Source organism: Nocardioides daphniae, from assembly GCF_004777465.1.
GTDB classification, from domain to species: domain Bacteria; phylum Actinomycetota; class Actinomycetes; order Propionibacteriales; family Nocardioidaceae; genus Nocardioides; species Nocardioides daphniae.
Genome location: NZ_CP038462.1, coordinates 1,990,115 through 2,016,192, shown reverse-complemented (window position 1 = coordinate 2,016,192; position 26,078 = coordinate 1,990,115). Strand labels below are relative to the sequence as shown.

The following is a 26,078-nucleotide window of genomic DNA, read 5'->3' as shown; positions in this document are numbered from 1 at the left end:
CAACCAGGCAAGCAGACCAGTCCCCAGGCTCACGGCCAGCGTGAGACGTATCCGCCGGTCCAGCGAACGCAGCCGCAGATTTCTGCGGGTGGACGGGCGTACCTCCGTGACCGGAGTGGGACGCAACCCCACGACCAGGCCGATGACACCGGCCACGACCAGCGCACCAGCCAGCGCAGGGATCAGGGCGGTCACGACCGGACCTCCTGCTGCATCAGATAGCCGGGGAGGTCGAAGCCGTGGCGAGCGAGGTCCCGGTAGGTGTCAGGCAGCACGGCCGGGGCCGCGGTGCCGTCGCCGTCGGGCGCGAAGACGTGGGTGGTGGCGTAGCCGGTCTGCTGTTCCCCGGGTTCGAGGGCGATGATCTCGGCGACGCGTCGGCGTCGCTCACAGACACCGTCGCGAGTGGAAGTGTGGAGGTCCAGCTGCACGATCAGGTCGATGGTGGCGGCCAGCTTGCTGGTGGCCAACTCGTGGGTGACGTGCGGGCCCGCCTCCATCGCGCAGGTCACCAGCTTGCGGACGGCAGCGACGGCGTCGGAGGCGTGCGTGGTGGAGATGGAACCGGTACCGGACTCCATCGCCTTGATCATGGCCCAGATCTCCCGGCCTCGGACCTCCCCGACGATCTGACGTGACAGGTTGAACCGGAACGAGTCGACCAGGGCATCGTCGAGGGTGAACTCGCCCGCCATCCGACCGTCCGGACCCCGCTCACCTGACCCGGGGCGTGCCTCCCACGGGTGCACGATCTTGTGGCGAGCGAGCTCGTGCAGGTGCAGCTCGTACTCGGTCTCGAAGGTCCCGATTGCCTCCCAGGGGTCGATCTCGGCGCACAGCGCACGGACGAGCGTGGTCTTGCCGGCACCTTGGGCCCCGGAGACGACGATGCTCTTGCGTGCGGCCACGGCGGCCCGCAGGAACGATGCCACGAGTGGCGTCAGCATCTGGCGGGCCACGAGGTCGTCGAGCGTGACCTCCATCAGCCGGTGACGCCGGATCACCACCGAGGGGCGCGGAGTGACCCAGGCGGCTGCCGCCAGTCGCGAGCCGCCGTCGAGCCTCAGGTGCAACCTGGGTTGGGCCTCCGAGAAGCCACGGGCGTTCACCTCGGAGCGCGAGGCAAGGAAGACCAGGAAGTCGATCAGCTCGTCGTCGGAGTCCGCCACGGCTGGTCCTTTGACCAAGGAGCCGTCGATTAGTTCGAGCATCACGGTGTCGTGGCCAGTGATGATGATGTTCTCCACGTGGTCGTTGTCGACGAGTGGCTGCAACCGCCCCAGACGGAACAGGGAGTCGAACACCGCCCGGGCCATCGCCGTCTGGTAGGCCGGCGACCACGCCGTCTCGCCGGCGTCGACCCGGTCAGCGACCGCAGCGTCGACCAGGTCAAGCACGATCGAACGGCCCAGCTCCTCCTGCGCGGACTTGTCGAGCCGCAGCCGATCCGCCGCGACAGCTTGACTCAGCTGCTCGGAGGCCTGGGCTCGCATGGCGGCCACGAGTGACCAGTCCAGCTCGCCCACGGGCGAGTAATTCGATCCGAGTCTCGCCTCCGCTGCTCGTGGCGGCGCACTCGCCCGTGGTACGCCCGGGGGCACGGACTGGACGAAGAGTGGCAGCGTCATGGGGTTGGTCGGTGCGTCTTCGATCTGGTCGCTGGTCACGGCCCGACTCCTTCCACCAGGTCGGCACGGTGGGTCGTCAGCGTTGAGTCGATGGCTGCGATCGCCGCGTGCAGACCACGGGCGAGTAGCCACGTCTCGAACCTCTTCGGAGGTGTGGCGCCCCGGGAGAACACCGCCGCCGACGTCGGATCGTGCGGCAGCGCAGCGACCACGGGCGAGTTGAGCACCCGGGCGACCTCGCGGACGCTGTAGGGCTGCCCCTCACCGATCACCAGCACCCCGCTGTGACGAGTCTCCAGCCACCCGCTGCGCAGCGCCTCGGCCCACGACCGGACCGCCGACAGCGCGGGGAGCGTCGTACGCGTCACCAGCAGCACCAGGTCCGCACGGGCGAGCAACGGTTCGGGAGATCCCACCAGCCCCAGGCGACCCGCGTCGACGATCACGTCCTGCCCGTTCACCTCCAACGCGGTGAGCTCGTCGGCGAGGGGAGCCCAGAGGTCCCGCAGCGCGGGCGACTGGGTGTGCGACCTCGTCCCGGCGACGAACGACACCGTCGTTCCCTCGATGGGTTCAGCCACCTCGGCGAGGCCGTCATGGATGCTGCTGGCCGTCAACGCAAGCTCCACGAGCCCGGAGGTGTACTCCCGGGTGCCGCGGAAGTACCCCGCCAACAACCCGGAGCCACCGGTGGGGTCGGCCTCCACGAAGAGCACCGGCCGTGGCCACAGCAACGCCATCCCGAGGGCTGAGGTCGTCACCCCGGGCGAGCCGGAAGCCGAGGTGAGGGCGATGACAGCCATCAACGCTCCCGCGAGTCCAGGACCAGCGCCACGTTGCCGGTCGCTGCTCGAGCAGCGACCAACGCGGCCTCGGCGTGGGGCACCAGTACATCGACCACAGTTTGTCCGGTCTCCTGCGAGACGTGCACGCCGGCCACGGTGGCTTCGCTGAACGATTCGCCTCCGGTGGGCGGTGTATCGCCCAGCGCTGGTGTCACCACGACCCGGACCCGGTCGCCGGGACTCAATGCGAGTCCAGGTGCTTGTGCTGGTGTGAGGGCCACGCCGACGATCGAACTGCCGGCGTCCGGGATAAGGCTGCGGGTGTAGGTCTGCGGGGTGAGCAGCACACCGGCGGCGATGTCGTACGCCGCTCGCTGACCGACGATCTCGTCGAAGAGCGATGCGGGCACGGGGGAGAGGGCTGGGTCGGCATTGACCTGCACACGCGCCAGATCGTCGGCCTCGATGACGGCACCGCGTTCGATGGTCGTGCGCGCAACCAGCAACTCCTCTGTGTTGGTCGTCGCGGTCCACGCCCACCCGCCCAGCAACGCTCCCAAGAGGATCGCGACGGCGGCCGCAACGACGAGCGCCGGACGGCGACGCAACTTCGGTGGAGGCACGAGCGGGTTCGAGCGAGTCGACTCCGGGTCGTTCACCATCTCGGTTCGAGTGGCTGTGTTGCTCATCCTCGCCGCCTTTCCGCGGGTCGGTGACTACTGCACGAGCACCTGCGCTTCACCGACCGCGACCCGCGCTTCACGGACGAGCCCGTTGAGCCGGATGGTGCCGGACTGCCCGGCCCCTTCCCACTCCACGACCCAGTCCGAGGTCGCAGTCACGGTGAACTTGTGGTCGGGCTCTGACGCGCTGGACTTCGTGTACGTGTGACCGCAGTCGGGTGAGGTGCGCATCCCGTAGGACGGTCGGTACGGCGTCCCGGGGCACTGCAGATCACCGTGGTGCCGTCGCCCATGTTCCAGGTGACCTTGTGGACCCGCGCCGTCGCCGTGATGGTGATGCCGCCCGCACTGGCCGAGGCCGTCTGCGGACCCCACGTGCTGCCATCGGGACTCGAGGCCCACATCCACACCGGCATCCCGACCAGCCCGATGCTGCCCTGGATCGCCTCAGGCGCGATGCCGATCCGGATCGCAGTCAGCTGCATGTCGTCGACGGCGATCAGCGCTACCTCGCGAGGTGTTGGCCCAGCACCGGAATTGGGTGGTTGGTCAGCCGACCAAAAGATGTGCACCAGGTCGCTCTGCGGCTGGTAGCAGTGGTAGACCGCCCCGTCGCCGGGTTCGTGCCCCTCCCAGAGAGGGTCCTCCGCGGGCGGCTGAGGCTCCAGCAACTGGATGTAGCAGTTGTAGTCGTTGGACCAGTAGCCGTACTCGGTGCTGCACGGCACCGGTCCTGGCGGGGGCTTGAAAATGTTCTGCTTCCGCCCGTCCCAGTAGCAAGCGGCCCCCGATCCGGTGTCCTTGGGGCCGTCTCCGGAGGTGTTGCCAGAGTCGCCAGGGGTGCCGGGCACCTCGACCCAGAGAATGCACACCCCTGTGCGTGAGTCGGTACGCGCGCACTCGGTGTCGGCCAGGGCCGGAGACACGAGGGCTACGAGCCCGGCGGCCACGAGCGAGGTCAGGATCGCGAGTGTGCTCAGGAGCTTGCGCATGGTGCCTTCTCCAGGTCGCGGCCGCCAGAGACGCGCCATCCGCCGGATGGATCCTTGTCCCACTTCGTGTTGGTAACGGTGAGTCGCGTCCATCCCACGTCCTTGCGGTCCGGGCTGACGATGGACGTGCCGTTGCTGTCGACCACATCTGCATCCGTCGCGTCCCAGCACACGTCCACGAGGGCTGTCGCTGGGCGATCGAGGCTGACGGACTCAACGTTCACCTGGACGAGTTCCACGTTGCCCACCGCACGATGCCCCTTCTCGCGCTCGCCAGAGATCAGGTTGCGCATGACGAGAGCCTCCGTGCTGGAAGCCACCGACTTCAGCTCTCCGAGCGGTCGGTTCGCGTCCCGCCTCAAGAGGTCGAGCGTGGTGTAGTACCGCCGCACCAGGGCCTCCGCGTCCCCGGCCGCCTTCTCGCTGGGAGAGGTTGAGGGCCGATCCGACGGGGTGGTCGTGGGGGACTGTGAGGTGGGTGTCGGTGGCGGGGCTGCTTCCGGCTCGTCGGCGTCGTCGGAACACGACGTCAGGGCGACCAGCAAGATTGCTGCTGCCGCGAATGCACGTACCCCTCGAAATGTCGTCATGCCCGAGTTCCTGACGTCAGCCGCGGTCGCCCGCGGACGAGGTGGACGACGCCACCCGATCCTGCCGTGAACACCGTCCGGTCCCATTGACCCAGAGTCGAGACCGAGTTCGCAACCGTCACTCACGTTTCATCGCCGCCTTCTCCTCGTCCGATGTCGCTTCCACCCACCAGGTGCGCGCCTTTTCCCTCACCACGGGCGAGCTGCCTTTCCAGCGTCCACACGTCTGGCACCGTGAGGTGGGCTCCGTGGCTCGGGCTGTGGATAGACCCGCCCTCATCGCGGCGGGGCGATGTCGTCAACTCATGCGAAGCGCGGGTGCCGGGGACGCTGGTTGCGTCGCCGGCCCCGGCGAGCACTGATCGGCGAGGCCCGACGCGTCTGGCGTTGCAGATCACCTCTTCGCCACGGAGCGACGGAAGCTCGCAGGTTTGGGGCAGGTGCGTGCCACGCCCTTTTCCTCGAGGTAGGGCGAGAGGCGAGGAGAACTGTCGGCGGACCGAGCGAGATTCAGGGCATGCTTGAGACCTCCGAGTTGCTGACCGCCTATGAGGACGCGACGCCTGCCGTGCTTGCGGCAGATAGCGGCTTCCCCACTCTGGATGGCGTGACCGGCGGGATGGTCGCCGGACGCGTCTGGGTGATCACTGGGGCGCCGGGACATGGGCGAACAACCTTGACGGTGCAACTTGCATGCCGTTTGGCGAGTGCCTCGGACCAGTGGGTCCATCTCGTAACACCTTCGGACGATCCCCAGCGTGTGGCGGCATGGTTGATGGCCGTCCAGGGTGCCTCATTCGACAGTCAGGCGAAGCGGTGTGTGCCCGATGGAGACCGCGCACGGTACGAGGAGGCACGCCAGCGAGTGAGCGATCTGGCGCTCGCCGTGTACGCGTCCGGTGAGGACACGTACGTCCCTGAAGTGCATCCGTTCAAGGCCCGCGGTGGCGTGCCGACTGCGGTCGTGGTCGACGACGCTGACCGGGTTTCTGGCATGGGGCCATTTGCGGTAGAAGCGTGCCGGGACGCGGGGCAGTTCGTGCTGGTGTCGCTCCCTCGGCACCTCCTGTTCGGTGACACCGGAAACGGCAGCAATTTGGATCCGGGATGGGCTAGAGCCGCCGACGTGATCCTCGAACTGTCAACGCCAGGGGTCCCGGAAGCGAAGTCGAGGCCAGGGGAAGTCGATCTCCGAATCTTGTACAACAGGTGGGGTTTCAGTCGTAGCGTGCTGCTCCATCACCAGCCCCAGTGGGCTCGATTCCGAGAGGCACACTCGTGACGGAAACGCTTGCCGGCGCAGACCTCGACAGATTGTCCACCTACGTTAACGACACCATCGGGGATAGGCCGGACGCTTGGCCTGGGGGATGGCCCGGAGAGGTCGATGCAGCACTCATCGACGCGATCTTCTCGGTGCGCGCACGTTATGGAAATCGGACTACGGGCACCGGCGTGTATGGGGTCGTGCAGCGTTGGCGCTTCTACCGGTCACAAGCCGACGACCTTGCAGTGCTCAAGAGCACCTCTGAGGCGGACCTCGTCCAAGTCACCAACAAGGGGCGGCTCGCTGGACGCACCAAAGCTCGTGTCGCCCTCGACGCCGCAACTGCCCTGGCCGACGCTGGCGTGCTCAGCGCAAAGGACTTCGGAGAGAAACTCGAAGCAGCCGAGCGTGCCTACCGGTCGGTGAAAGGCTGCGGCCCCGTGACATGGGCGTATCTGCGGATGCTTCTGGGCTACGAAGACGTCAAGCCGGACACGTGGGTGATGCGGTTCGTCCAGGACCAGCTGCCCCACGTCCGCACCGCGCACGAAGCCGGAGCCCTCCTCAAGGGAGTCGCTGGGCGCTTGGGCGTCGACGCGAGAGACCTCGACCACGCGGTGTGGAGATACCGCAGATCCGTCTGAAGGCGGAGCAATCCCTAGCGCCGTCGGGTGACGTCCGCGCACCTCCACTACGAGGAGGTGCCGCCGGTGACGGTGTCGATGCGGAAGATGTCCGCGGGGGAGGGCTACAAGTATCTGCTCCGCAGCGTCGCCTGTGGCGACGGCAACCGCAGCCTCTCGACGCCGTTGACGCGTTACTACGCCCAGGCTGGGACACCGCCCGGGGTCTGGATGGGCTCTGGCGTGGCGGAGCTCGGTCAGGGTGCGCTCGCGGTCGGGGACACCGTCACCGAGCGGCAGTTGATGCTTCTCATCGGCGCGGGACGCGATCCCGTCACCGGGAAACAGCTCGGCTCCGCGTTCCAACAGTTCGCCAGCCACCAGCAACGGGTGGACGAACGTACGGCCAGCCTCAACCCGCACCTCGGTGAGGAGGAACGCGCCCAGGTCGTCGACGAGATCGAAGCCGATGAGCTGGCCAAGGGCACCAAGACCGCGACGGCCGGGTTCGACTTCACGTTCAGCGTCCCGAAGTCCGTCTCGGTGCTGTGGGGCGTCGCGGACGCCGCCACCCAGGCCCTCATCGTCGACGCCCACCACCGAGCGGTCGCGGAGGTCGTGTCCTTGCTGGAGCGCGACGTCGCGGTGACCCGTGCTGGAGCGAACGCCCGCGACGGAGCGACGGCACACCACGCCGTGGCAGGTGTCGCAGCCACTGCGTACGACCACTGGGACTCGCGCGCTGGGGACCCGCAACTGCACACCCATGTCGTGGTCTCCAGCAAGGTCCGCACCGTGTTCGACGGCCGGTGGCGCTCCCTGGACAGCCGACCGCTCTTCGCCTCCGTGGTGGCGATGTCGGAGCACTACAACGCGGTACTGGCCGACCTCTTGCAGCGCTCGTTCGGGCTCGAGTGGGAGCTGCGTGAGCGGGGCGGCAACCGCAACCCGGCGTTCGAGCTCGCTGGTGTGGGGGAGGAGTTGGTGGGGGAGTTCTCCAACCGGGCGCGGGCGATCGAGCTGGAGAAGGACCGGCTCGTCGCTCAGTTCGAACGCGACCACGGGCGTACGCCCGACGCAGCGACCGTGATCAAGCTGCGGGCGACCGCCACCCTCACCACACGCCCGGAAAAGACCGTCCGGTCCCTCGCCGACCTCACCCACGACTGGCGTACCCGCGCCACCCGGCTGCTCGGAACCGATGCCACACGATGGGCCGATGGACTACTCGCCCGCGGCAGCCACGACGAGGGCCCCCGGCTCGCCCGGGGCCTGCTGCACGCCGACGACATCACGCCCGCGATGGTCACCGAGGTCGCCCACGCCACGGTCGGGACGGTGAGCACGAAGCGCTCCACGTGGAAGCACTGGAACCTGTGGGCCGAGGCGTCACGGCAGACAATGCAGTGGCGCTTCGCCACGCCTGCTGATCGGGATGAGGCGGTCGCTGCGATAGTCACCCGGGCCGAGGAGATCTCCATCGCCCTCACCCCGCCGGAGTTGGCGTACAGCCCGGGGGTGTTCCGTCGCAGCGACGGCACCAGCCTGCTCCGACCTCGACATTCCGTCATGTTCACGTCCAAGTTGATCCTCGCGGCCGAGGACCGGCTGCTCGCCCGGGGTGAGCACCGGGATGCGCCCGTGGTCGCCCTCGATGTCATCGAGTCCGTCGCTCGCAGCGAGGTCCCGGGGCATCGGCTCGGCAACGAGCAGACCGCGACACTGGCCAGCATCGCGGTCTCCGGGCGTCAGGTCGACCTGCTGATCGGCCCGGCCGGGGCGGGCAAGACCACCACCATGCGTGCTCTCCACCAGGCATGGACGAAGGTGCACGGACGCGGCAGCGTCGTCGGACTGGCCCCGTCCGCGGCCGCGGCGGATGTCCTCGCCCAGGACCTCGGCGTCGCCTGCGACAACACCGCTAAGTGGCTGCACGAGCACGACCACGGGCGAGTCGCGTTCAGGAGGGGACAACTCGTCATCGTCGACGAGGCCACGCTCGCCGGCACACTCACGCTCGACCGGCTGACCGGGCTGGCGGCCGAGGTGGGCGCCAAGGTGCTGTTGGTGGGGGACTGGGCGCAACTGCAGTCCATCGACGCAGGTGGTGCGTTCCCCCTCCTGGCCGAAGCCCGCGACGACACTCCCGAACTCGCCGAAGTCCACCGCTTCACCCACGACTGGGAGAAGGACGCCTCCCTCGACCTTCGCCACGGACGCACGAAGGCGATCAGCGCCTACGCCCGCAACGACCGCATCAAGGACGGCGCCCACGCCGACATGCTCGACGCCGCCTACCTTGCCTGGCGCAACGACCTCGCCAACGGTCTCAGCAGCGTGCTCGTCACCGACTCCACCGACGCCATGGTCGAACTCAACGAACGAGCCCGTGCGGAACGACTCCACGACGGCGAGACCCTGCCCACCCGCGAGGTCGAACTCCACGACGGAACCCGCGCCTCGGGCGGTGACCTGATCATCACCCGCCGAAACCAGCGCCAGTTGGGCGTGGGGCGCGGTGGCTGGGTGAAGAACGGTGACCGCTGGCGAGTCACGGACGTCCGTGCTGACGGCAGCCTCGTCGCGCAACGCCTCGGTAGAAGAACCGCGGCATCCGTGGTGCTGCCTGCCGACTACGTCACCGAGCACGTCGACCTCGGGTACGCCGTCACCGCCCACCGTGCCCAGGGGCTGACCGTCGACACCGCGCACGTCGTTGTCACGAGTTCGACCACGCGAGAGAACCTGTACGTCACCATGACCCGGGGTCGTGACTCCAACAGCGTGTACGTGGCCCTCGACGAGCCCGATGACTCCCACGTCAGCCCGAAACTGGGTGACGCCACGGCCGCGACCGTGCTTTTCGGTGTCCTTCGGCACTCGGGTGTGGAGTTGTCTGCCCACCAGACACTCACCCAGGAGCATGAACGCTGGTCCGGCTTCGACCAGATCGTGGCCGAGTACCTCACCATCGCCGCAGAAGCCCAACGCGACCGCTGGATCACCGAGCTCCTCACCGCCGGCCTCAGCACCGACCAGGTCGAGGGCGTCATCGCTTCCACCTCCTTCGGGCCCCTCGCCGCAGAACTTCGGCGTGCCGAAGCGAGCGGGCAGGACCTCCCAGGAACGCTGCGCAAGGTCATCACTCAGCGCAGGCTCGACGACGCGGACGACATCGGAGCCGTTCTGATCAGTCGCCTGCGACACACACGCACGCGGGCTCAGGATAGGAAGCGTCGAGGTCGGCTCATCGCAGGTCTCGTGGTCGCTGCGGAAGGGCCGATGCCCGACGACATGAGTCGCGCCCTCAAGGAACGCGAGGACCTCATGGAGGACCGCGCCACCTCGCTTTCAGAGACCGCTGTCGCACAGAAGGAGCCGTGGTTGCGCCGCTGCGGAGCTCCTCCAGCTGATCCGCGACAACGTCACGCCTGGCTGCAGGAAGTCAGGACCGTCGCGGCCTACCGAGACCTCTGGAACGTCGACCACGAGGTGCCAGTGGGCGACGGGGGAGTGAGCGACCGCCAGCACGCTGACGCGGTCCGGGCCAGACGCGCTGCACACCGTGCCGGGGTAATCGCTGCAGGAGACTCCGGTCGTCTTGGAGCCGGTCACCTCCGAGGAGAGATCACCCATATCTGAGCAGCTCTGGCCGCGCTGCGCGAATCGGGGGTGGTTTCTCCACAGGCTTGGCCCTCTCAGCCGCCCCATGTCGTGCTCACGCGAGAGGTTCGAGGTGCCCCCCAATCAAGGAGAGTCGCAATGATCGTCTACCTGTGCCTCCGTCTCGCGGCGGTCCTCCACGCGTACCTCGAGTACTACGCCCCGACCAATCGCGTCGCCGCATGGATGCGGACCCCAACCGGCATCAAGTGGGGATCCCCGTCGCGCTCCTCGCAGTCCCGGGATACCTGTTCGCGGCATCCCTGTGCCAAGTGTTCATCGATGACGGCGGTCCCGAGTACCTGTACCTGCTCTTGCTGCTCTTCGTGTGGAACGCGATCAAGTTCGGCGCGCTTGCCGTGCGCGCACTTGTGGTGGTCCTGGTCCTTCTCGCGCGTGGACCGAGCTGACAGGGGTCAAGTCCTGGCAACCCGCCCACGGGCGAGCCGTAGTCAAGAGCCTAAAGGCGTCTCACCATTCCGAGCGTGGCCAAAGAAACGGGTGCCATTGTTTCGGGCGTCTGGGAGGGACGCGATGGGGTTCGCGTCAATCACTCGTGGCTGTGAGTCCACGGACCGTAGCCACGGCTTGATCGAGCCAAGGCTCATCAGCTTGAAGCTCGGGTTGAGCGAGCGTGCGCAGGTACCAACCCTCTGTCAACGCCGTGAGCATTCCCGCTAGCCGTCGGCATCCATCGGGGTCTACGTCCGTGGGCGGGAGGGTGATGCGCATGTTGTGAGTTCGTAGAAAGTCGCGTAGCCGTGGCACCACGAAGTCGTCGAAGTCTGCATAGACATTCGCCAGAACGTCTCGCACCATTCCATCCTCAGTCGCGGGGAAGGCAAGAAAGTACCCGGGTCCCGTGTCCGCAATCTGCTTCATGTCAGATGCCACCCAAGCGCGGAGTCCTGACTCCCAGTCCGAGTCGGCATCCTCGAGTGCCTTGGTCGCGAGCCCTTCTGGATTGGTGAACATGGCGCGGAACACATCCCGCAGGTAGTCGTCCTTGTCCTCCCAGTCGCGGTAAATGGACGAGGGGGTCAACGGAGGATCAGCGACGCGCCCGTGTTTGTGCTCGTAGTACCGGGAGGCTGCGTCCACGATGTCACGCAGCTTTACCCCCCCAAGCACGTCACTCATCGCCCGCGGGCGGCGTACTTGCTGCGACACAGCCTGGACGCCGGCGGCGAGCACCTCCTGCCGCTCAAGTCGACGGCTAGGGCCTGGTTTCTGGACTCGCACCATGCGACGAGAGTACCGCATCCCAGAACGCAAATATTGCTTTTGGGGATTGACGCATGCGCCCCATGCTGGCACGGTTCACGTAATCCAAAATGTGTGTTGTGGGTTACCGCGGCATCACCTTCAGTGTCAGGAGGAGTCATGAGAGCGCTTGACTCTTTCGTCTCAGCCCCGAGCCTGATGACTCAACGAAAGCCGATCGTCCCGACCAGCCGCGTGAGGTCCAACCAGAGCGGCTCGCTCGAACGTCAGCAGGCCCTGTCGCCCTCACTACCCCTCGCCGGCGAGGACTGGTGCTGTCTGCCTGCCCAAACGGACCCCTCTCCCAGCTGCACAACCTGAAGAAGGACGAGGCCATGACCAACACAGCAGCGCCCACGAAGCATAATCCGATTGCGTGGATCAAGCGCTTACTCTCCAAGCGCGGCACCGGCGGAATCACAGTCACCGCCGCAGCACGCACCACCTACGCGGCAGATCTCGAACGTGAGGCGCACCGGACGAACTCCGATAGTGAGACGCTCCGCACCCTGGGTGCACCCGCGGCCGCCATCGCGATTCGCAGTGAGGCCAGCGCCGTCCAGCGCGCCACTCGAACCGCGCGTCGCGCCGAGCGTCGCACCCAAGGCCGCCAAGCGCCGGCAGCGCCGCGCCGACTACGAGGCACGCGTGCGGCAGGTCCTGACCCGGACGCGCACGCGCACACGTGTCAAAGAAGCCGAGATTCACGACCTTCGGTCGGCTGCGACCGGCTACCTGACCGCCTGGCTGCCTGCCATCGGTAACTACATCGTCGCGGTAGCGATGGCAGCCAACGACCCGGGCTTTGTCTACACGACCCTGCGGCAGGTCTTCGATGTCCCCACAAGTGTCGGCATTCTCGATGTCACCAACCCTGACGTCGTAGTCGCACTGGCGGCCGCCCTCGCCACCACAGCCGTCCTGCTGGCCGCTGCCCATCTCGTCGGCAAGTCTCTGGGCACACTGCTGTGGTCGGGCCCGGTGCTCAACAAGGAGCACCCGAGGTCGCTCGGACCTGGAACGACATCAGGCCGGCCCGCATGGTCGTCAAGATCGTCATCGGCGGCGCGGTGCTGGTGTGGTTCATTCACTTCCTCCACACCATCGCTGCCGCCCGTTTCGAGCAGGACACCACCGCGGTCTTCGGTTCCGCCGATGAGATCAACTCCAGCGTGGTCTGGTTCATCACGCTGCTCCAGTCGTGGTCACCGCTTTCGAGGTGATCGCCGCCTCTCCGTCGCTGGCGCACGCCCCAAGTCCGCGCGCTGGTCGTTTCAGATGCGCATTGCCGAGCACCGCCACATCCGCCGCGATCAAAGGCTGCTGAAGCGCGAGAGGGCTGCCTACCGCAGGGCTCTCCGGGACATCCTCAAGCTCACCGACATCCTCAAGGATGTCGGCCGCCGAGCCCTCGCCGAGATCGTCGACGCCTCGCTGACTACCGGCCGTGTGGACCTGACCAACTTCACCAAGACCCTGTCCGGCGCCAGAGGTGGGTCGAGCGCGACGAACTGTCGCTGGACCTGTCTGGCACCACCACCAACCCCTACCTGCCAGGCCTGCCCGTGGTGAGCAACACCGTCGCCCACGCGATCAACATCTTCAACGACCTGGGCTCGGTGCCTGACCGTGCGCCGCTCGCCGCCGACTGGCGAGACCTGCGCAAGGCCCCTGATGCCTACCAGCCCTACCCCCTCGAGGAAACGCAGGCCCAGCAGGTCTCCGAGCACGCCGCTGGTTCTCACCAGCACGCCACCGATTTCCACCGCGTCACCCCCGCGGTCGAGAACACCGCCGCCACCACCGAACCGGCGGCCTGACATGGAAGAGGCCATGAACACCACCCACACCAGCCGCCACCGCGGCAACGACACCGGCACCGGAGCAACCACCGACCGGACCAACCCCCCGATGACCCGGCGGCTCTCACGCCTGGTCCCCGCCCTCTGCGGACTCCTCCTTGTGCTGGTCGGCGTCACCGCATGCGGCCGCACTGAATCGTCTGGAGCCACAACGACAGACGCCACTACGACGGGCAGTGAACTGTCCTACGAAGCGGTCGAGCCTGCAAGGACGTCTTCTCCCGAACCGACGCTCCGGGCGCCCAGATCATCGTGCTCTGGGACTCGACCGCGTCGGTGGCCGATATGCCCTTCCCAGCGGCACTGGCCGAGGACCTGAAGACCGCGAGTCTGGACGACGGCACTCTGAGCGTCATCGCCGTAGACGGCGAGGCTGTCGCGCCCCGGATCCTGGCCAAGGACGTCGCCCTGAGCACGACTGGTGAGCGGGACCGGCCGTCGGTGGCGAAGCTCGCCGAGGTCATACCCGCCTGCGTCCAGTCCGTCTACCTCAACGGACTGGTTCCCACCGCGCCGGGCACCGACCTGCACCGGGCGATGACCGTCGCGGCCGAGATCGCCGAGCCGGGGGCGACGGTGTGGACCGTCTCCGACATGATGTCCACCAGCGGCCAACTGGCCCTCTCCAAGGCCGTGCTCGCCGAGCCGGCCGACCAGGCTGCCGAGACGGCTGCGGCGGACGCTCCGGTCGATCTCCACCGGAATGTCTGGAAGGTCAGCGGGATGGCCAACGCCGCCACCCCGTTGCTGAGCGCCAGCCGGGAGTGGGTGCGTGACTTCACTCGGGGGCTGTGTCGGGGGTGGAACGCGTCGGGCTGCAAGTCCATCGAGCTGGACCCGGTCAACCCGGTCAGGACCGCCACCGGGCTACCCAAGGACCCAGTCCCTCCTTTCCCGGCAGTCGACGCAGTCACGACAGCGACCACTTGCAGCTTCACGCTGCCCGACGAGCTCCTCTTCGACGGCGGGTCGGCTGAACTGCGTGGTGACGTCGACGAGGTTCTCAACCAGCCCCTTGCCCTGCTGGATGCCAATGCTGAGACGACGCTGCGGATTGTCGGACACGCCGCCAGTTCGGGCGCCTACACCGCAGCCGAACTGCTCGCACTGTCCAAAGCGCGCGTCCAGGCGGTCCGCGACCGCATCGTCGCCGCAGGTATCGAGAAGGCCCGCGTCAGCAGCCGTGGAGTTGGAGACACCGAGCCGCTCGCCGAGGACATCGACCCGTCCACCGGGTTGCAGATCCCCGAGATCGCCGCAGCCGAGCGGCGAGTCGAGCTGATCATCGAGGGGGCGCCATGTTCTCGATGACCAAGCCCATCGCGTTCAACCAGCCGCAGGTGGGCGGGCTCCGTGAGCTCGCCCCCCTACCCGGACGGGCCCGCATCCCCTGGTGGTTGGCCGCCCTCCTCGTCCTCGCGCTCATGGGCGGCCTATGGTGGTTCACCCGGGACGAGGATCCCGAGTCCCTCGTCCAGTCCCGTCTGGTGGGTCCACGCAGTCCCGCTCCGGTTTCGGTGGCGATCCTGCTCGACGAGTCGGGCAGCTTCACCGACTACGACCAGGTACGTCGCCAGGTGCTCGACCAGCTGACCGAGTGGGCGCCGGAGAATCTGCGTCCCGACGACCTGGTCACGGTGGTCTCCTTCGCCAGCGACGCCGCAGTCAAGATGCCGACCACCCGCGTCGCCGACCTTGCCAACCGGCCACCCGCCTACGCGCCCACCGCGCCTGGCGGCGGAACCGACATCCAGCCCGCACTCAGGCTCCTCACCGACGGGACCGAGGCCACCAAGGCGTCGGTCAGCCTGGTCGCCGTCACCGACACGATGATCGGTGACGCCGACCCGGACGCTATCGGCGATCTGGTCCACGGCTTGGGGGCGACGACGATGTCTGTCATCACCCCTACCGGGGTCGAAGGTGACTGGCGAGACGCCTTCGGCTGGGAACTCGAGATCAACGCCGATGCGGGATCGGTCGACCAGACCGCGCTCGCGGTCGGCGAGGCCTTCGCCCACGCCACCGGCCAGAGGCTGGAGGCACGCTGATGAGCTTCAAGGAGACTGCACTCATCGGCGCCACCGTCGTCGGACTAGCCGTGGGCGTCAACCAACTGCTGGCGCCAAGCACACCCGAGGAGTCCCGCCAGAACCAGCAGCAACAGCAGGTTGAAAACCTCTCCGACGCCGACGAGAACAACAAACAGCGGATGAGGGATGAGGGCAACGACCACGTTGACGCCGAGAACGATCAGAAGGTGCGTTCCGGCGAGCGAAGGCCGCCCGAGCCATACCGGCCCAAGATCCGAATCCGGCTGTCCTGATGTGGGGCCGACCCGCCCAGCCTGGTGACTGGGTTAGCGCCACCACCAAAATCTCGACCGGCCTGCTCGACGACCTCACCGGAGGCGGCTTACCCGCCGGCTCCCGTGGCGTCGTCACAGACCGGTCGGGCCGGTGGCTCACCGTCGAGTTCGACAACGGCCCCGGGACCACCACGGCCCGGGTCAAAGACAGCCATTGCCACATCGCCAGGAGAGGAGGGGGACGCGACCGGTTCCACGATCGCACCCGCCGCATGTCCATCGTCAGGCTCGCTCTCGCAGCCTTCCTGTTATGGCCCTTCGCCCAGTTCTTCGCGCTCTACCTGTGGTACAACCGAACCCTCGACGGCATCATGCCAGCACTGGCGCTCGCCACGCTCGAGAGCGTGGGTGACTTCGCCGCGCAGATCGTTACCGAGCCGGTCCGAACCTTGCTCTATCTCGGATTCCTGGCCGTCCTAGGTCGACTCGCGTTCCGGCGATGAAGCGCTGGAACACGGCTCCCTGAGGTGGCGGCGAAAGCGTCGTCGGCTCCGTCGTGCTGACAAGCTGGATCTCCCAACGCGTATGCACCCTTGGCGCTTCTCGGACGTGGCCCTTCGCCTGGTCCCCTGCGCGGAGTCTAGGGATTGCCACCGACGCAAGTGGGCCTATGAATGAGCCCGTTACCAGTGGTGCTTCCCGGGGGCAGCGGGAGACGGGGAGGCGCCCCTCAGGACTCGCTTCCGTGCTGGCGGTACACCAGCGGCTGCTCGGTGATGCGTCCAGCTCCCATCCCGTCTGTGAACCTCTCTGCCAGCACCCGCACCGCTTCCTCACGCGGCAGGGCCGCAGCAAACTTCAGTTCCTCGGCCATCGCTTCCGGAATGTCAGGCACCGCGTCAGAAACGTCCACACGGTTGATGGCGCCCGCGTCATCGAGCCCGCGAATCACCATGACGTCGTTGTAGGAGTGCCCCTCGGGGCCGCCCAGTGCTGCGCGCAGGGTCTCGTTGGCCTTGAGCCCGGCCCACGTCCACAGGTGGACGTCGGGTCCTGCGCGCTCGACGACCAGCCCCGAGTCAGACACCTCGTGTCCGCGGCGCTCGCGCACCGAGTCGAGCCGCTGCTGGGCGCGCTGCGTGAGCGGTACGTCCGGGGTTTCGCCGAGCAGCACATCACGCTGGGCGCGCATCAACTCGAAGGACAGCGCGACGGCGCCGCTCTGCCACCGGACGTCGGCCTTCTGGGAGACCTGACTGACGTGCACGACGAATCGTTGCCAGTCGACGTTCTCGACGTGCCAGGCGCGGCCGTTCATGAGGATGGCCTTCTCCTCGCCCTTGTCGTCGGGCCGGGGGAGCGCCAACGGCGAAATGAACCCGATCTCCGTGGTGCCGGCCACCACCCTCAACTCCCGCTCGGCAGCGAACGAGGACAGCAGGTCCATGAAGTGCCGGCGACCGAAGGCCTTCTCCGTGGCAGGGCCGATCATCAGCGACCCGGAGTCCTCGACGAGGAACCCTTCGGCCCGCAGATGAGCCAGTACGTCCTCGGCCCCGCTCATCAGGCCACTCGCGGCCGCCTCCCCACCCCACCACGCGTGCCAGGCGGTCGCATCGAAAGCACCCTCCTGGAGCGCCAGCGCCAACAGCTGCTGCGCGACGAGATGCTGAGGGTGTGGTGGCGGCAGCACCGGCTCCACATAGCCGCGTCGCCACAGCAGCAACAGCCCCGCCGCCTCCAGGAAGGCCCCGCTGTCGGTGGCGAGGAAGAGGGTGTTGCGCACCGTACCCGGCCGCCGTCCCGTGCGCCCCAGCCGTTGGAGGAACGACGCCACGGTGCGCGGCGCGTCGACCTGGATCACCCGGTCGAGGTCGCCGATGTCGATGCCCAACTCGAGCGTCGAGGTGGCGACGATGACGGTGTTCTGCGCCTCGGCGAAGGCTTGTTCGCTGCGTCGTCGCTCGTCCGCGGAGAGGGAGGAGTGCGACACGAAGGTCTCCACGCCCATGTCGCGCAGGGCCCGGGCGATGTGTTCGCTCTTGCGCCGCGACTCGCAGAAGACCAGACGCTTCTCGCCCCGGTGCAACGCGGCGATCACCTTGGCGGCGTTGGCCTCCGAGCCCACGAAGTCGAGCGTGACGTCGGGCTCGGCAGCGCCGGCGGCCCCTTCCTCGGTGACGACCCGCAACTCACGACCCGGGTCACCCTGCAACCAGCGTCCGATCTCCTCGGGGTTGCCGACCGTGGCGGAGAGACCGACGCGCTGGATGTCCCGGCCGGCGACCCGCTCCAGCCGCGCGAGGATCCCCAGCAGGTGCCAGCCGCGGTCGGAGGCGGCAAACGAGTGCAACTCGTCGATGACGATGGTGCGCAGGTTGCCGAAGAACCGGTCGTGGTCCACCCGCCGTGAGACCAGCATCGCCTCGAGCGACTCGGGCGTGGTCAACAAGATGTCCGGCGGTTCGGCGAGGATGCCGCGGCGTGGGCCGTCGCCGACGTCGCCGTGCCAGAGCCCGACCGTACGCCCGAGCCAGGCGCCGTACTTCTCGATGCGGGGGTGCGAGTTGTTCAGGAGGGCACGCAGGGGAGTCACGTAGAGCACGGTCAGGCCGCGCCAGTCCTCCTCGACCATCGAGGAGAGGATCGGGAAGGTGGCGGCTTCGGTCTTCCCGCCCGCGGTCGGGGCGATGAGGATGCAGTCCGCCCCGGAGCGAACGGGCTCGATCGCTGCCTCCTGCAGCGGCCGGAGTCGCGGCCACCCCAGGTCGTTGACGACGTGGAACTCGATCGCCGGGTTCAGCGTCGTAGCCTTGGAGGCCATCAGGACTCCGGATCGATGTCGAGGTCGATCTCGTCGGCCCTGCTCACCGGCTCGGGCCGCCGCCCGAGCGCCGCCGCCTGCCGCTCTGCCGGCGTCAGCTCGAGGTCGGTGACGGTCAGCGCGTAGTCACGACGCGGGTCGAAGTCGGCGAACTGGTCGACCCGGTCGAGCACGTCGGCGACCAACTTCTTGAGGAAGAGGCGCGGCGCCACCCCGGTGCGACCGCCGAGGTCACCGGTAACGGCAGAGGCCAGCAGCGAGACGTAGTCGTCGTCGACGACCGACGTGATCCTCACTGGGTCCGACGCCCCCTGGGCGTAGATGTCGCGTACCCGAGTGCCGAGCTCCACGAGGTTGCTGGAGTCGAAGCCGTGCAACCGGATCTGTACGGCCCGGGGGTTGTCGAAGCGCGGGTCGCCGAAGTCGGTGTGCAGCCGCTGAGCCAACGGAGCCAGGCGCTGCACTCCCTGCGGGCCGTCGTAGAAGGCCGGTGTGCCCGTCATCAGCAGGTAGAGACCGGGGAAACGGCCACCGTCGACCTCGTCCATGAGCTGCCGCAAGGCGTTGAGGGACCGCTCCCGGATGTCGGAGCGCACTCGCTGGAGCGTCTCGACCTCGTCGAGCACTAGCACGAGCCCCTGGTAGTCGGAGTCGCGGAGGACGGTCAGCAGGCCTTGCAGGAACCCGAACGCCTGGAAGTGGTCGATGTCGCCTCGCACCCCGGCGGAGCGCCGGACGGCGGCGGAGACGTGCGGCTGGCCGCCGAGCCAGGCGAGCAGCGCGTCGGCGTGCCCCCGGTCGCCCTCGGCGATGGCACGCCGGTAGGCCCGCAGCACCTGGGCGAACGCAGGCGCCTGGGCGCTGACGGCGGAGAGGCGCTGCTCGAGGAGCTGCTCGGTGGCCTCGGAGACGTCGTCGGCGCCGGCCTCGCGAGCATCGCCGTCGAGCACGAAGAACCAGCCGTCGATGACGTCGCGGAAGGACGGCGCCGACATCGAGTCGACGATGCGGCGGTAGACGGTCTCGAGCTTGTGCAGCGGTGTCTCCGACTCGGAGATCTGCACCTCGGCGGTGGCGAAGCCGGCGGTCTTGGCCCGTTCGGTCAGCCAGCGGGAGAAGAACGTCTTGCCGGAGCCGTACTCGCCGCGCACCGCCTTGAACTGTGCGCCGCCGTTGCCGACGGAGCGCAGCTCGTCGTCGATGGCCGTCTCGAAACGGTCGAGCCCGACCGCCATGACGTCGAGCCCCTGCTGTGGCACCGTGCCGCGGCGTAGCGCGTCGACGATCTCCTGACGTCGCCGTGGGCTGATCTGCACTGACTCACCTTCCAGTCAGATCCCGAACTGGTCGCGCAGCAGCGCGACGTCGAGCTTCACGCTCACCCGGTCAGCGTCATCCTCGAGCACGGCGTAGCCGTCGACGTTGACGATGCGCTTGATGGCCGCCAGGGTCGGTTCCACGGCGTGGGCGGCGATCCCGGCCTCAGCGGCGATGGTGTCGCGGTGTGCCCGGTTGCCGCGCGCGACGAGGGCACGCAGCACGGCTGCCACCACGGTGTCCGCGGGACGTCGCCGTCCCGCGCGGGCCGCCTGGTTGCGGTAGACGGTGGTGGCGAGCACGGCGTCGACGACGTCCCGCTCGGTGGCGGTGGGGGCCTGGGGTTCGGCGTCGAGCGGGGCGACGTCGAAGAGGGCGTCCTGGCTGGCGTCGGGTGCCGGCGTGGCGCGATTCCTGGTGACAGCCTTCGGCGTCACGGACGGGGCCGTCGCCTCGACGGCACGCACGGGCTCGTTCCACCACTCGGGTGCCTGGGGCGGTGCGGCCACCCAGCCCTTCGGTCCGGTGGGCTGCTCGCCGCTGCTGGTGAAGGCCCGCTGCAGCACGATGACGGGCACGGTGACCTCGGCCAGGCTGGCACCGCCGTGGTAGCCGGGGTGCCGACGGCCGTAGTGCACGTCGGGACGCCACAGCAGCACCGCTTCGCCGCCTTCGCTGAGCACGCGCGGGCCCCGCACCAGGACCTCACCGTCACCCACGGGGCCGCTGTCGGGCGTACGCCACCGCGAGGCAGTGCCGGGCCGGGCCTCGGTGGCGTGCTCCACGACGTGACCGTGGTCGGCGGTGAGCACGACCGTACGTCCCGCCGCGCGCGCGCGCGGAGAGGAGCGGCCGGAGCGGGGCGAGGCGGTCGAGGGTCCACTGCATGGCGCTGACGTCCTGCTTGTGCAGGGTGTCGTCGATGGTGTTGAGGACGACGCCGACGACGGGCTTCCCGGCGGTGTCGTCGATGGCGTCCGCAACCGGGTCGGGCAGCTGGGCGCCGGCACCGGCCCGCAGGTCGTCCTTGTGGAAGAGCGGGGCGCCGGGGAACTTCTTCGCGAAGCCGACCTTCTCCGCCGGGCCGTGACCGGTGGTGAGCTCACCCGACAGCAGTGACGCACGCGAGATCTCGGTCAGCGAGGGCAGCGCCGCGAGTGCGCTCATGCGGGTGCCGGAGACCGGCACCCACTCGGCCAGGCCCAGCTCGCCGGCGCTCTCGGCGATCTCGGAGGCCACGGCGGTGCTCATGCCGTCGAGCACGACCAGCAGGACGCCGTCGCCGCAGCGCCAGGGCTGAACCACCTCGGCCAGGACACGTTCGACCGGCACACTGCCCTCGACCGGATGCGGCGCGGCGGCATGCACGGCGAGCTGCTCGGCGGCGACCCGGTCCCGGGTCTGGCGACGGGCGGCGACCTGGGCCAGCAGGGTGGCGTACTGCTGGGAGAGGACCCCATCGTCGGAGCCGTTCCACACGGCGTTGACCGCACGGTCGACCCACGCACCGTCGCGCACCTGCCGGCTCAACGAGTGGCTGAGCGTGGGGCAGGCGGGCTCGGTGGTCTCCAGCCAGCGGGCGAGCCGCACGGCCATCCGGGCCGCGACCAAGGCGGGTGTCTCCTGGTGCGCCAGCACATGCTGGTTGACCTGGCTGAGCGCCGCCTCCGCGGCCTCGGACCCCTGCCCCAGGACTTCACCCAGGGCACGCAGGCGTGCCGTGAGTCCGGCGGGCAGCAGGTCGGAGTGCTCGGCGCCTTCCGGCCAGCCGAGGTCGGCCAGTACGGCTTCGGCCTGGGCGAGGGTGCGGCGGGCGTCGGCGGCGTGCGCGGCATTGACGGCGAGCTGCTGGCGTACGACGGCAGCACACGAGGCGCCGATGCGCTGGGCGGCCTCGACGGAGAGCTGGCGCCCACCCAGGTGACGCTCGAGCAGGCGACCCATGGCGGGGCCGCGTGCCTGACCGCTGGCGTGTCGATCCCACAGCGTGTCGATGGCCAGTCCGACCGCCAGCGGAGTGACGGGGCTGGGGTCGGCTCCGGCGCGCAGCCCGAAGCCGACGTCGACGCCGAGGCGGTTCTCGGCCCAGTCGGTGAGCTCGGCCCGGAGGGTGGGGTCGACGTTCCGCCACCGGCTGCGGGCGGCCGGGGTGTCGAGCGTCGTCAGCACCAGGGAGGCATCGGGAGTCTCCGGTAGGGAGCGGCCGAGCAGGTGGGTGAGCAGGTTGCCCAGGGCGTGGTCGGGGGTGACCTCGACGCCACGGGCGGGCGGCCAACCGTCGGGCGGCACGTGGCTGAGCAGGGCGGCTGGCGCCCAGGTGCCGACACGGTGGAGCTCACGCGAGCAGCCGGTCGCGCCGAAGAGCGCCGGCACCGCCTGCCACAGGTCGGGCATCTCGACGCGCCGTCGCCAGGCCCGCAGCAGAACGGCGTCGCCCAGGTCCTGGGCGGTCCGGTCGGTCAGGACGACGAGGTAGCTCTCGGGGAGCTGGGCGTACGCGTCGAGCACCGCGAGCTGCGACGCACAGGCGCGCACGTGCACCGTGGCCCCTTCAACGGTGAAGGAGGGCTCGCCCGACCACTGCGGCACGGCGTGCAGGACCAGCACGCGGGCGTGGGGGTCGTGGTGGCGCACGAGGGCCGTGGCACGCTGGCGGACGTAGCCCGGCTCGACCGGCGCGGTGGCGCCCTTGAGGGTGGCGCTCACTCTGTCTTCTCCGGCACTGGCATCTCCGGCACGCTCACTCCCAGCCCCATCGCACCCGGAAGGTCTTGCCCGGCTGCTTCTTGGCGAAGTCGGCTCGGAGCCGGGCGGCGACGTCGTCGAGCGAGGCGTCGTCGCTGATCTCGAGGACGACGTCGTCCGGGTGCGACGCCGGTGGCGGCGTCGGCCCCGGGCGCGGGGGGACGGGCGGGGTAGGACCGGGCGGGGTCGGCCCCGGCGGCGAGGGAGTCGGCCCCTTGGGCAGGCGCGCCACGATCTCGGTGCGGGCCTTGTGCAGCGCCGGTGCGAGCGGGTTGTGCAGCTCCTCCGCGCGCGCTGCGGCGTGCAGCGCCGCGGCGACCGACCCGTCGGTGTCGAAGGCGTCGACCTGGCTGAGCAGGTCCCACGCGGCCCCCCGCAGCGAGGCGACCACGGTGTGCGCCGAGCTCAGCGACTTGGCGAGCGCCTGGGGCTCCTTGGGCAGGTCGAACCCACCGAGGGTCTCGACCACGACGCCTGCGTCGCTGCGGCTGGCGAGCGCCTCGACGAGGTCGCGTCCGCGTCGGGCGGTGGCTAGCCGTCCGTCGACCGCGGCCGGGTCGAGGCCCAGCACGCCTGCGTGCTTCTCCAGCTCGCCCACCAGGTCGGAGGCGGCGGTGCGCCAGTCGATGGCCTTCTGGCGGACCGCGCTGCCGAGACGACCGACGGCGGCGGCGCTGAGCACGTGCTCACGGGGGACGCCGAAGACCTTCCCGGCGCGCCCGAGCGCGAGGTCCCACAGCTCCGCGTCGGGCAGCACTGCAGGCACCAGCACCAGGTCGTTGGCGACGGATCCCACCTCGGGGGTGGCGGCGGGGGCCTGATGGCGGCGCCACTGGCGGTCGTCGAGGGCGGCCCAGGTGAGGATGAGCAGGTTCTCGACCTCGGTGGTCATGCCGTGCCCGGCGAGGTGGCTGCGCAGGGTCGCGACGTCGGGGGAGCCGCCGGCTCCCGCAGCCCACTGGGTGAACTGGGTCCACCAGCGGAAGTTCTCCTTCTTGACCGCGAGCACGTTCTCCCGCAGCTCACCCAGTCCGAGCGCCGCCACGATGGGCCGGGCGACGGTGGCCTTGCCGCGTTCGATGCCGTCGAGTCGGCCACCGGCGTCGATGGCCTTGCGGACGAGGTCGAGGGTGTGACCCAGCTGGGTGCGGGTGACCTCCCGCTCACCGGGCTCGAACCGCGGGTGGTCGGGATACTGCTGGTCCAGCGCCTGGGCGAGCACCTCGTCGAGACCGCCCTTGAGGCTGGTGGCCTGCGGGGTGCGGGGCCGGAAGCCGGGCACCAACGTCACGAACGAGTCACCGGCGTCGACGCGAGCGCCGAGGTTGTCGTCGGTGCCGGTCTGCACGGCGTATGCCTGGCGCAGCGCGCCGCGCAGCTGCTCGCGCAGGTTCTTGCGCTGGTTGTCGAGTTGCATGCGGGCCGGTTCACGGTCGGCCATCGGCAGGTGCTCGGAGTTCTGGGCGAACCGGTCGCCGGTCATCAGGTATTCGAGCAGCACGAGCTTGCCGAGGTCGTCCATCCGCTGGGTGGAGAGGTAGTGCGGGATCCACGCCACGGTGGTGCTCTCGAGGCGGTCGCGGGTCTCGGACATGCGGACCACGTCGTCGTTGGGGCCGTGCTCGGGGGAGTCGTCGAAGGGGTAGTCGATGACGACGCGCCACCGTCCGCCCTCGGCGGTGAGGGCCTGGTCGCTGACGCTGTGGACGTCGCGGATGTTGCCGAACACCAGGTCGGCGGTGCGTCGGGAGCCGCGCCAGACGTGGTGGTGCTGGAACTCGGCCATCAGCCCGCCCTGCACCGTGACGCCGAGCTCCTCGATGAGCAGGTCGCGCAGGAGCTTGCGTCGGTTGGCGGTGCTGTCCTCGTTGCGGACGTGCTCGAGCACGGAGTCGTAGTCGACCCCGGAGAGCTGGATGCTGATCAGCGGGTCGGCACCGGCGCCGATGGTGACCTCGCCGAACTCGCTGGTCCATTCGCGCACCCACGCGAGCACCTGCTGGTGCTCCTGGCCGGGCACGAAGGAGACGACGGTGCCGAAGTTGAGGGCGGCCAGCTTGGCCGCGGTGAGGTTCTTCAGCGAGGTCGCCTCCGGCACCAGCTCGGCGATGAGGAGGGTCTTGGCGAGCCGGTCCTCGGTGCGGAACGGCGCTGTCCGCGGCAGCGCGGCCGCCGTCTCCTCGGTCAGGGAGTGCTTGTTGAGCAGGTAGGGCCGCATCTTGCGCCGGTAGAACGTCTCGGCGTGCTGGAAGTGGCGCTTCATCGCGTCGGTCAGCGGCTTGGCATCGCCCAGCACGACGACGTCGAAGAGATCACCGACGGGGATCACGTCGCTGACGGTCAGCTCGTCGCGGCCGGCGGCGAGCAGCTCGCTCATCAGCTTGAGCGCGGTGCGCTCGCGCTGCATGAGGGAGGAGAGCGCGACCATCGCGTCGACCAGGGCGGGGGAGAAGGGGTAGACCTTGGTGAAGTCGACCTCTCCGGAGCCGGCCTCGTCGTCGAGCAGGTAGCGCCACGCCACGGGGTTGCCCTTGACCCGGCTGATGGCGGCTTGCAGCGAGACCCGGCCCAGGTCACTGGTGGGCTGCAGGAGTCGCTTGTGGACGATCTCGGGCAGGTCGGTGGCCTGCAGGGTGAGCTTGTCGAAGCGGTCCTCCCACCACTGGAACGACTGGCCCAGCGCGACCTGTTCGGCGCCGACGCCGCTGCCGCCGAGGAAGTCCTTGAGCTCACGCTGGCGGGCGACGAAGGAGATGAGCGGCACGGGCAGCACGCCCATCTCGGACTCGACCAGTTTGGCGACCTTGGAGGTCTCGGCCTGGATGAAGGCCATGTCGCCGAGGTGCTGACCCAGCCAGAGCACCAACTCGTCGAGGAAGAGCACGACTCCGTCGTAGCCGAGGTCCTTGGCGTGCTGGGCCATCGCGCGCAGCCCCTGGGAGATCTCCAACCATTCCCGGGTGGCGACCGACGCCTTGTAGTAGGCCGCCACGAGCGCGCGGACGAGCCGCTCCCGGTCGGGGTGCTCGGCCGGCTTGGCCGCGGCGGCGTCGTAGGTCTCGGCGCTCCAACCGGCGGCTCGCTTGCCCCACTTGCCGGCGCCGGTCTCCGCGCCGCCGAGGCCGGCGAAGAACGACTCGTCGCCCATCCGGGCGCGCAGCGACGCGGCGTCGTCGAGGATGCCGTCGGACTTGTGCAGCACCGGCAGCGGAGCCTCGGGGTGCAGCCGGCTCACGGTCTGCTGGTAGCCGGTGTAGAGCGCCTCCTCGAACGACTTCTTGCCGAGGAGGTGGTAGTCGACGGCCAGCAGGTTCTTCTCCAGCACGGGCGCATACTTGGCCACCGACGCCTGGAGGCCGGGCAGGGCACGCGCCTCGACGTTGCCAGTGAGCAGCAGGTGCATCACCGCCATGAAGTGCGACTTACCGGCACCGAACGAGCCGTGGATGAAGGTGCCCTTCGACGACCCCTGGGCCAGCGCGGACTGCACCAGACCCAGCGCCTGGTCGAAGGACGTCGCGATCGCCG

Annotated in this window: 23 protein-coding genes; 11 read left to right on the top strand and 12 right to left on the bottom strand. The window is 68.9% G+C overall.

Annotated elements, in window-relative coordinates; all coding sequences use genetic code 11:
* Positions 1-191: 191 nt before the first annotated feature.
* From E2C04_RS09865 to E2C04_RS09845, 6 genes are all read right to left on the bottom strand, one after another.
* Complete coding sequence (locus E2C04_RS09865; protein ID WP_229721596.1) at positions 192-1,526, bottom strand: TadA family conjugal transfer-associated ATPase; 1,335 nt, start codon at positions 1,524-1,526, stop codon at positions 192-194.
* Between the two features lie 137 nt (positions 1,527-1,663).
* Complete coding sequence (locus E2C04_RS09860; protein ID WP_135832458.1) at positions 1,664-2,431, bottom strand: CpaE/TadZ family protein; 768 nt, start codon at positions 2,429-2,431, stop codon at positions 1,664-1,666.
* Positions 2,431-3,102, bottom strand: a complete 672-nt coding sequence (locus tag E2C04_RS09855) for an SAF domain-containing protein (RefSeq protein ID WP_135832457.1) — start codon at positions 3,100-3,102, stop codon at positions 2,431-2,433. The genes E2C04_RS09860 and E2C04_RS09855 overlap by 1 nt, the downstream gene beginning before the upstream one ends.
* 27 nt (positions 3,103-3,129) lie before the next feature.
* Positions 3,130-3,255, bottom strand: a complete 126-nt coding sequence (locus E2C04_RS20915) for a hypothetical protein (RefSeq protein ID WP_275106486.1) — start codon at positions 3,253-3,255, stop codon at positions 3,130-3,132.
* Positions 3,252-4,088, bottom strand: a complete 837-nt coding sequence (locus E2C04_RS09850) for a hypothetical protein (protein WP_238694228.1) — start codon at positions 4,086-4,088, stop codon at positions 3,252-3,254. The genes E2C04_RS20915 and E2C04_RS09850 overlap by 4 nt, the downstream gene beginning before the upstream one ends.
* Positions 4,073-4,633 carry a hypothetical protein gene (locus tag E2C04_RS09845; protein ID WP_135832456.1) on the bottom strand — a complete coding sequence of 187 codons (561 nt, stop codon included), beginning with the start codon at positions 4,631-4,633 and terminating at the stop codon, positions 4,073-4,075. The genes E2C04_RS09850 and E2C04_RS09845 overlap by 16 nt, the downstream gene beginning before the upstream one ends.
* Positions 4,634-5,195: 562 nt before the next feature.
* On the opposite strand from E2C04_RS09845, the gene E2C04_RS09840 reads away from it, so the two are divergent.
* The 4 genes from E2C04_RS09840 (at position 5,196) to E2C04_RS09825 (ending at position 10,641) form a co-directional block, all read left to right on the top strand.
* Positions 5,196-5,960 carry a DnaB-like helicase C-terminal domain-containing protein gene (locus tag E2C04_RS09840; protein WP_158630656.1) on the top strand — a complete coding sequence of 255 codons (765 nt, stop codon included), beginning with the start codon at positions 5,196-5,198 and terminating at the stop codon, positions 5,958-5,960.
* The gene (locus E2C04_RS09835) at positions 5,957-6,589 is read left to right on the top strand and encodes a hypothetical protein (protein ID WP_135832454.1); all 633 of its coding nucleotides are present in this window, start codon (positions 5,957-5,959) and stop codon (positions 6,587-6,589) included. Before E2C04_RS09840 ends, E2C04_RS09835 begins: the two co-directional genes overlap by 4 nt.
* Before the next feature lie 27 nt (positions 6,590-6,616).
* Positions 6,617-10,210, top strand: coding sequence for a MobF family relaxase (mobF, locus tag E2C04_RS09830; protein WP_135832453.1), 3,594 nt, complete (start codon positions 6,617-6,619; stop codon positions 10,208-10,210).
* Positions 10,211-10,413: 203 nt separating this feature from the next.
* Positions 10,414-10,641 (top strand): hypothetical protein, encoded by a 228-nt coding sequence (locus E2C04_RS09825; RefSeq protein WP_135832452.1) that lies wholly within the window; start codon positions 10,414-10,416, stop codon positions 10,639-10,641.
* Between the two features lie 136 nt (positions 10,642-10,777).
* Here E2C04_RS09825 and E2C04_RS09820 read toward each other — a convergent pair whose 3' ends face one another.
* Positions 10,778-11,425: a hypothetical protein gene (locus E2C04_RS09820; protein WP_135832451.1), complete on the bottom strand. Its 648-nt coding sequence runs from the start codon at positions 11,423-11,425 to the stop codon at positions 10,778-10,780.
* Between the two features lie 1,109 nt (positions 11,426-12,534).
* On the opposite strand from E2C04_RS09820, the gene E2C04_RS09815 reads away from it, so the two are divergent.
* The 7 genes from E2C04_RS09815 (at position 12,535) to E2C04_RS09785 (ending at position 16,167) form a co-directional block, all read left to right on the top strand.
* On the top strand, positions 12,535-12,717 hold the full coding sequence (locus tag E2C04_RS09815; protein WP_135832450.1) for a hypothetical protein: 183 nt from the start codon (positions 12,535-12,537) through the stop codon (positions 12,715-12,717).
* A gap of 55 nt (positions 12,718-12,772) precedes the next feature.
* Positions 12,773-13,066, top strand: a complete 294-nt coding sequence (locus E2C04_RS09810; protein WP_135832449.1) for a hypothetical protein — start codon at positions 12,773-12,775, stop codon at positions 13,064-13,066.
* Positions 13,063-13,314, top strand: coding sequence for a hypothetical protein (locus tag E2C04_RS09805; RefSeq protein ID WP_135832448.1), 252 nt, complete (start codon positions 13,063-13,065; stop codon positions 13,312-13,314). Before E2C04_RS09810 ends, E2C04_RS09805 begins: the two co-directional genes overlap by 4 nt.
* 327 nt (positions 13,315-13,641) lie before the next feature.
* The gene (locus E2C04_RS09800) at positions 13,642-14,667 is read left to right on the top strand and encodes an OmpA family protein (protein WP_238694509.1); all 1,026 of its coding nucleotides are present in this window, start codon (positions 13,642-13,644) and stop codon (positions 14,665-14,667) included.
* Complete coding sequence (locus E2C04_RS09795; RefSeq protein ID WP_158630655.1) at positions 14,664-15,407, top strand: VWA domain-containing protein; 744 nt, start codon at positions 14,664-14,666, stop codon at positions 15,405-15,407. Before E2C04_RS09800 ends, E2C04_RS09795 begins: the two co-directional genes overlap by 4 nt.
* Positions 15,407-15,682, top strand: coding sequence for a hypothetical protein (locus E2C04_RS09790; RefSeq protein WP_135832445.1), 276 nt, complete (start codon positions 15,407-15,409; stop codon positions 15,680-15,682). The genes E2C04_RS09795 and E2C04_RS09790 overlap by 1 nt, the downstream gene beginning before the upstream one ends.
* Positions 15,682-16,167 carry a hypothetical protein gene (locus tag E2C04_RS09785; RefSeq protein ID WP_135832444.1) on the top strand — a complete coding sequence of 162 codons (486 nt, stop codon included), beginning with the start codon at positions 15,682-15,684 and terminating at the stop codon, positions 16,165-16,167. The genes E2C04_RS09790 and E2C04_RS09785 overlap by 1 nt, the downstream gene beginning before the upstream one ends.
* Positions 16,168-16,394: 227 nt before the next feature.
* Here the strand turns inward: E2C04_RS09785 and E2C04_RS09780 are convergent, their stop codons facing one another.
* Genes E2C04_RS09780 through E2C04_RS09760 form a run of 5 tightly spaced genes read right to left on the bottom strand, consistent with a single transcriptional unit; the run spans position 16,395 to position 26,040 of the window.
* Complete coding sequence (locus E2C04_RS09780; RefSeq protein ID WP_135832443.1) at positions 16,395-18,488, bottom strand: DEAD/DEAH box helicase; 2,094 nt, start codon at positions 18,486-18,488, stop codon at positions 16,395-16,397.
* Complete coding sequence (gene brxD, locus E2C04_RS09775) at positions 18,488-19,804, bottom strand: BREX system ATP-binding protein BrxD (RefSeq protein ID WP_202977737.1); 1,317 nt, start codon at positions 19,802-19,804, stop codon at positions 18,488-18,490. Before brxD ends, E2C04_RS09780 begins: the two co-directional genes overlap by 1 nt.
* 15 nt (positions 19,805-19,819) lie before the next feature.
* Entirely contained in the window at positions 19,820-20,590 is a 771-nt protein-coding gene (pglZ, locus tag E2C04_RS20910; RefSeq protein WP_158630654.1) for a BREX-2 system phosphatase PglZ, read from the bottom strand.
* Positions 20,517-22,511, bottom strand: a complete 1,995-nt coding sequence (gene pglZ, locus E2C04_RS09765; protein ID WP_135832440.1) for a BREX-2 system phosphatase PglZ — start codon at positions 22,509-22,511, stop codon at positions 20,517-20,519. The genes pglZ (E2C04_RS20910) and pglZ (E2C04_RS09765) overlap by 74 nt, the downstream gene beginning before the upstream one ends.
* 34 nt (positions 22,512-22,545) lie before the next feature.
* Positions 22,546-26,040: a BREX-2 system ATPase PglY family protein gene (locus tag E2C04_RS09760; RefSeq protein ID WP_135832439.1), complete on the bottom strand. Its 3,495-nt coding sequence runs from the start codon at positions 26,038-26,040 to the stop codon at positions 22,546-22,548.
* Positions 26,041-26,078 lie beyond the last annotated feature (38 nt).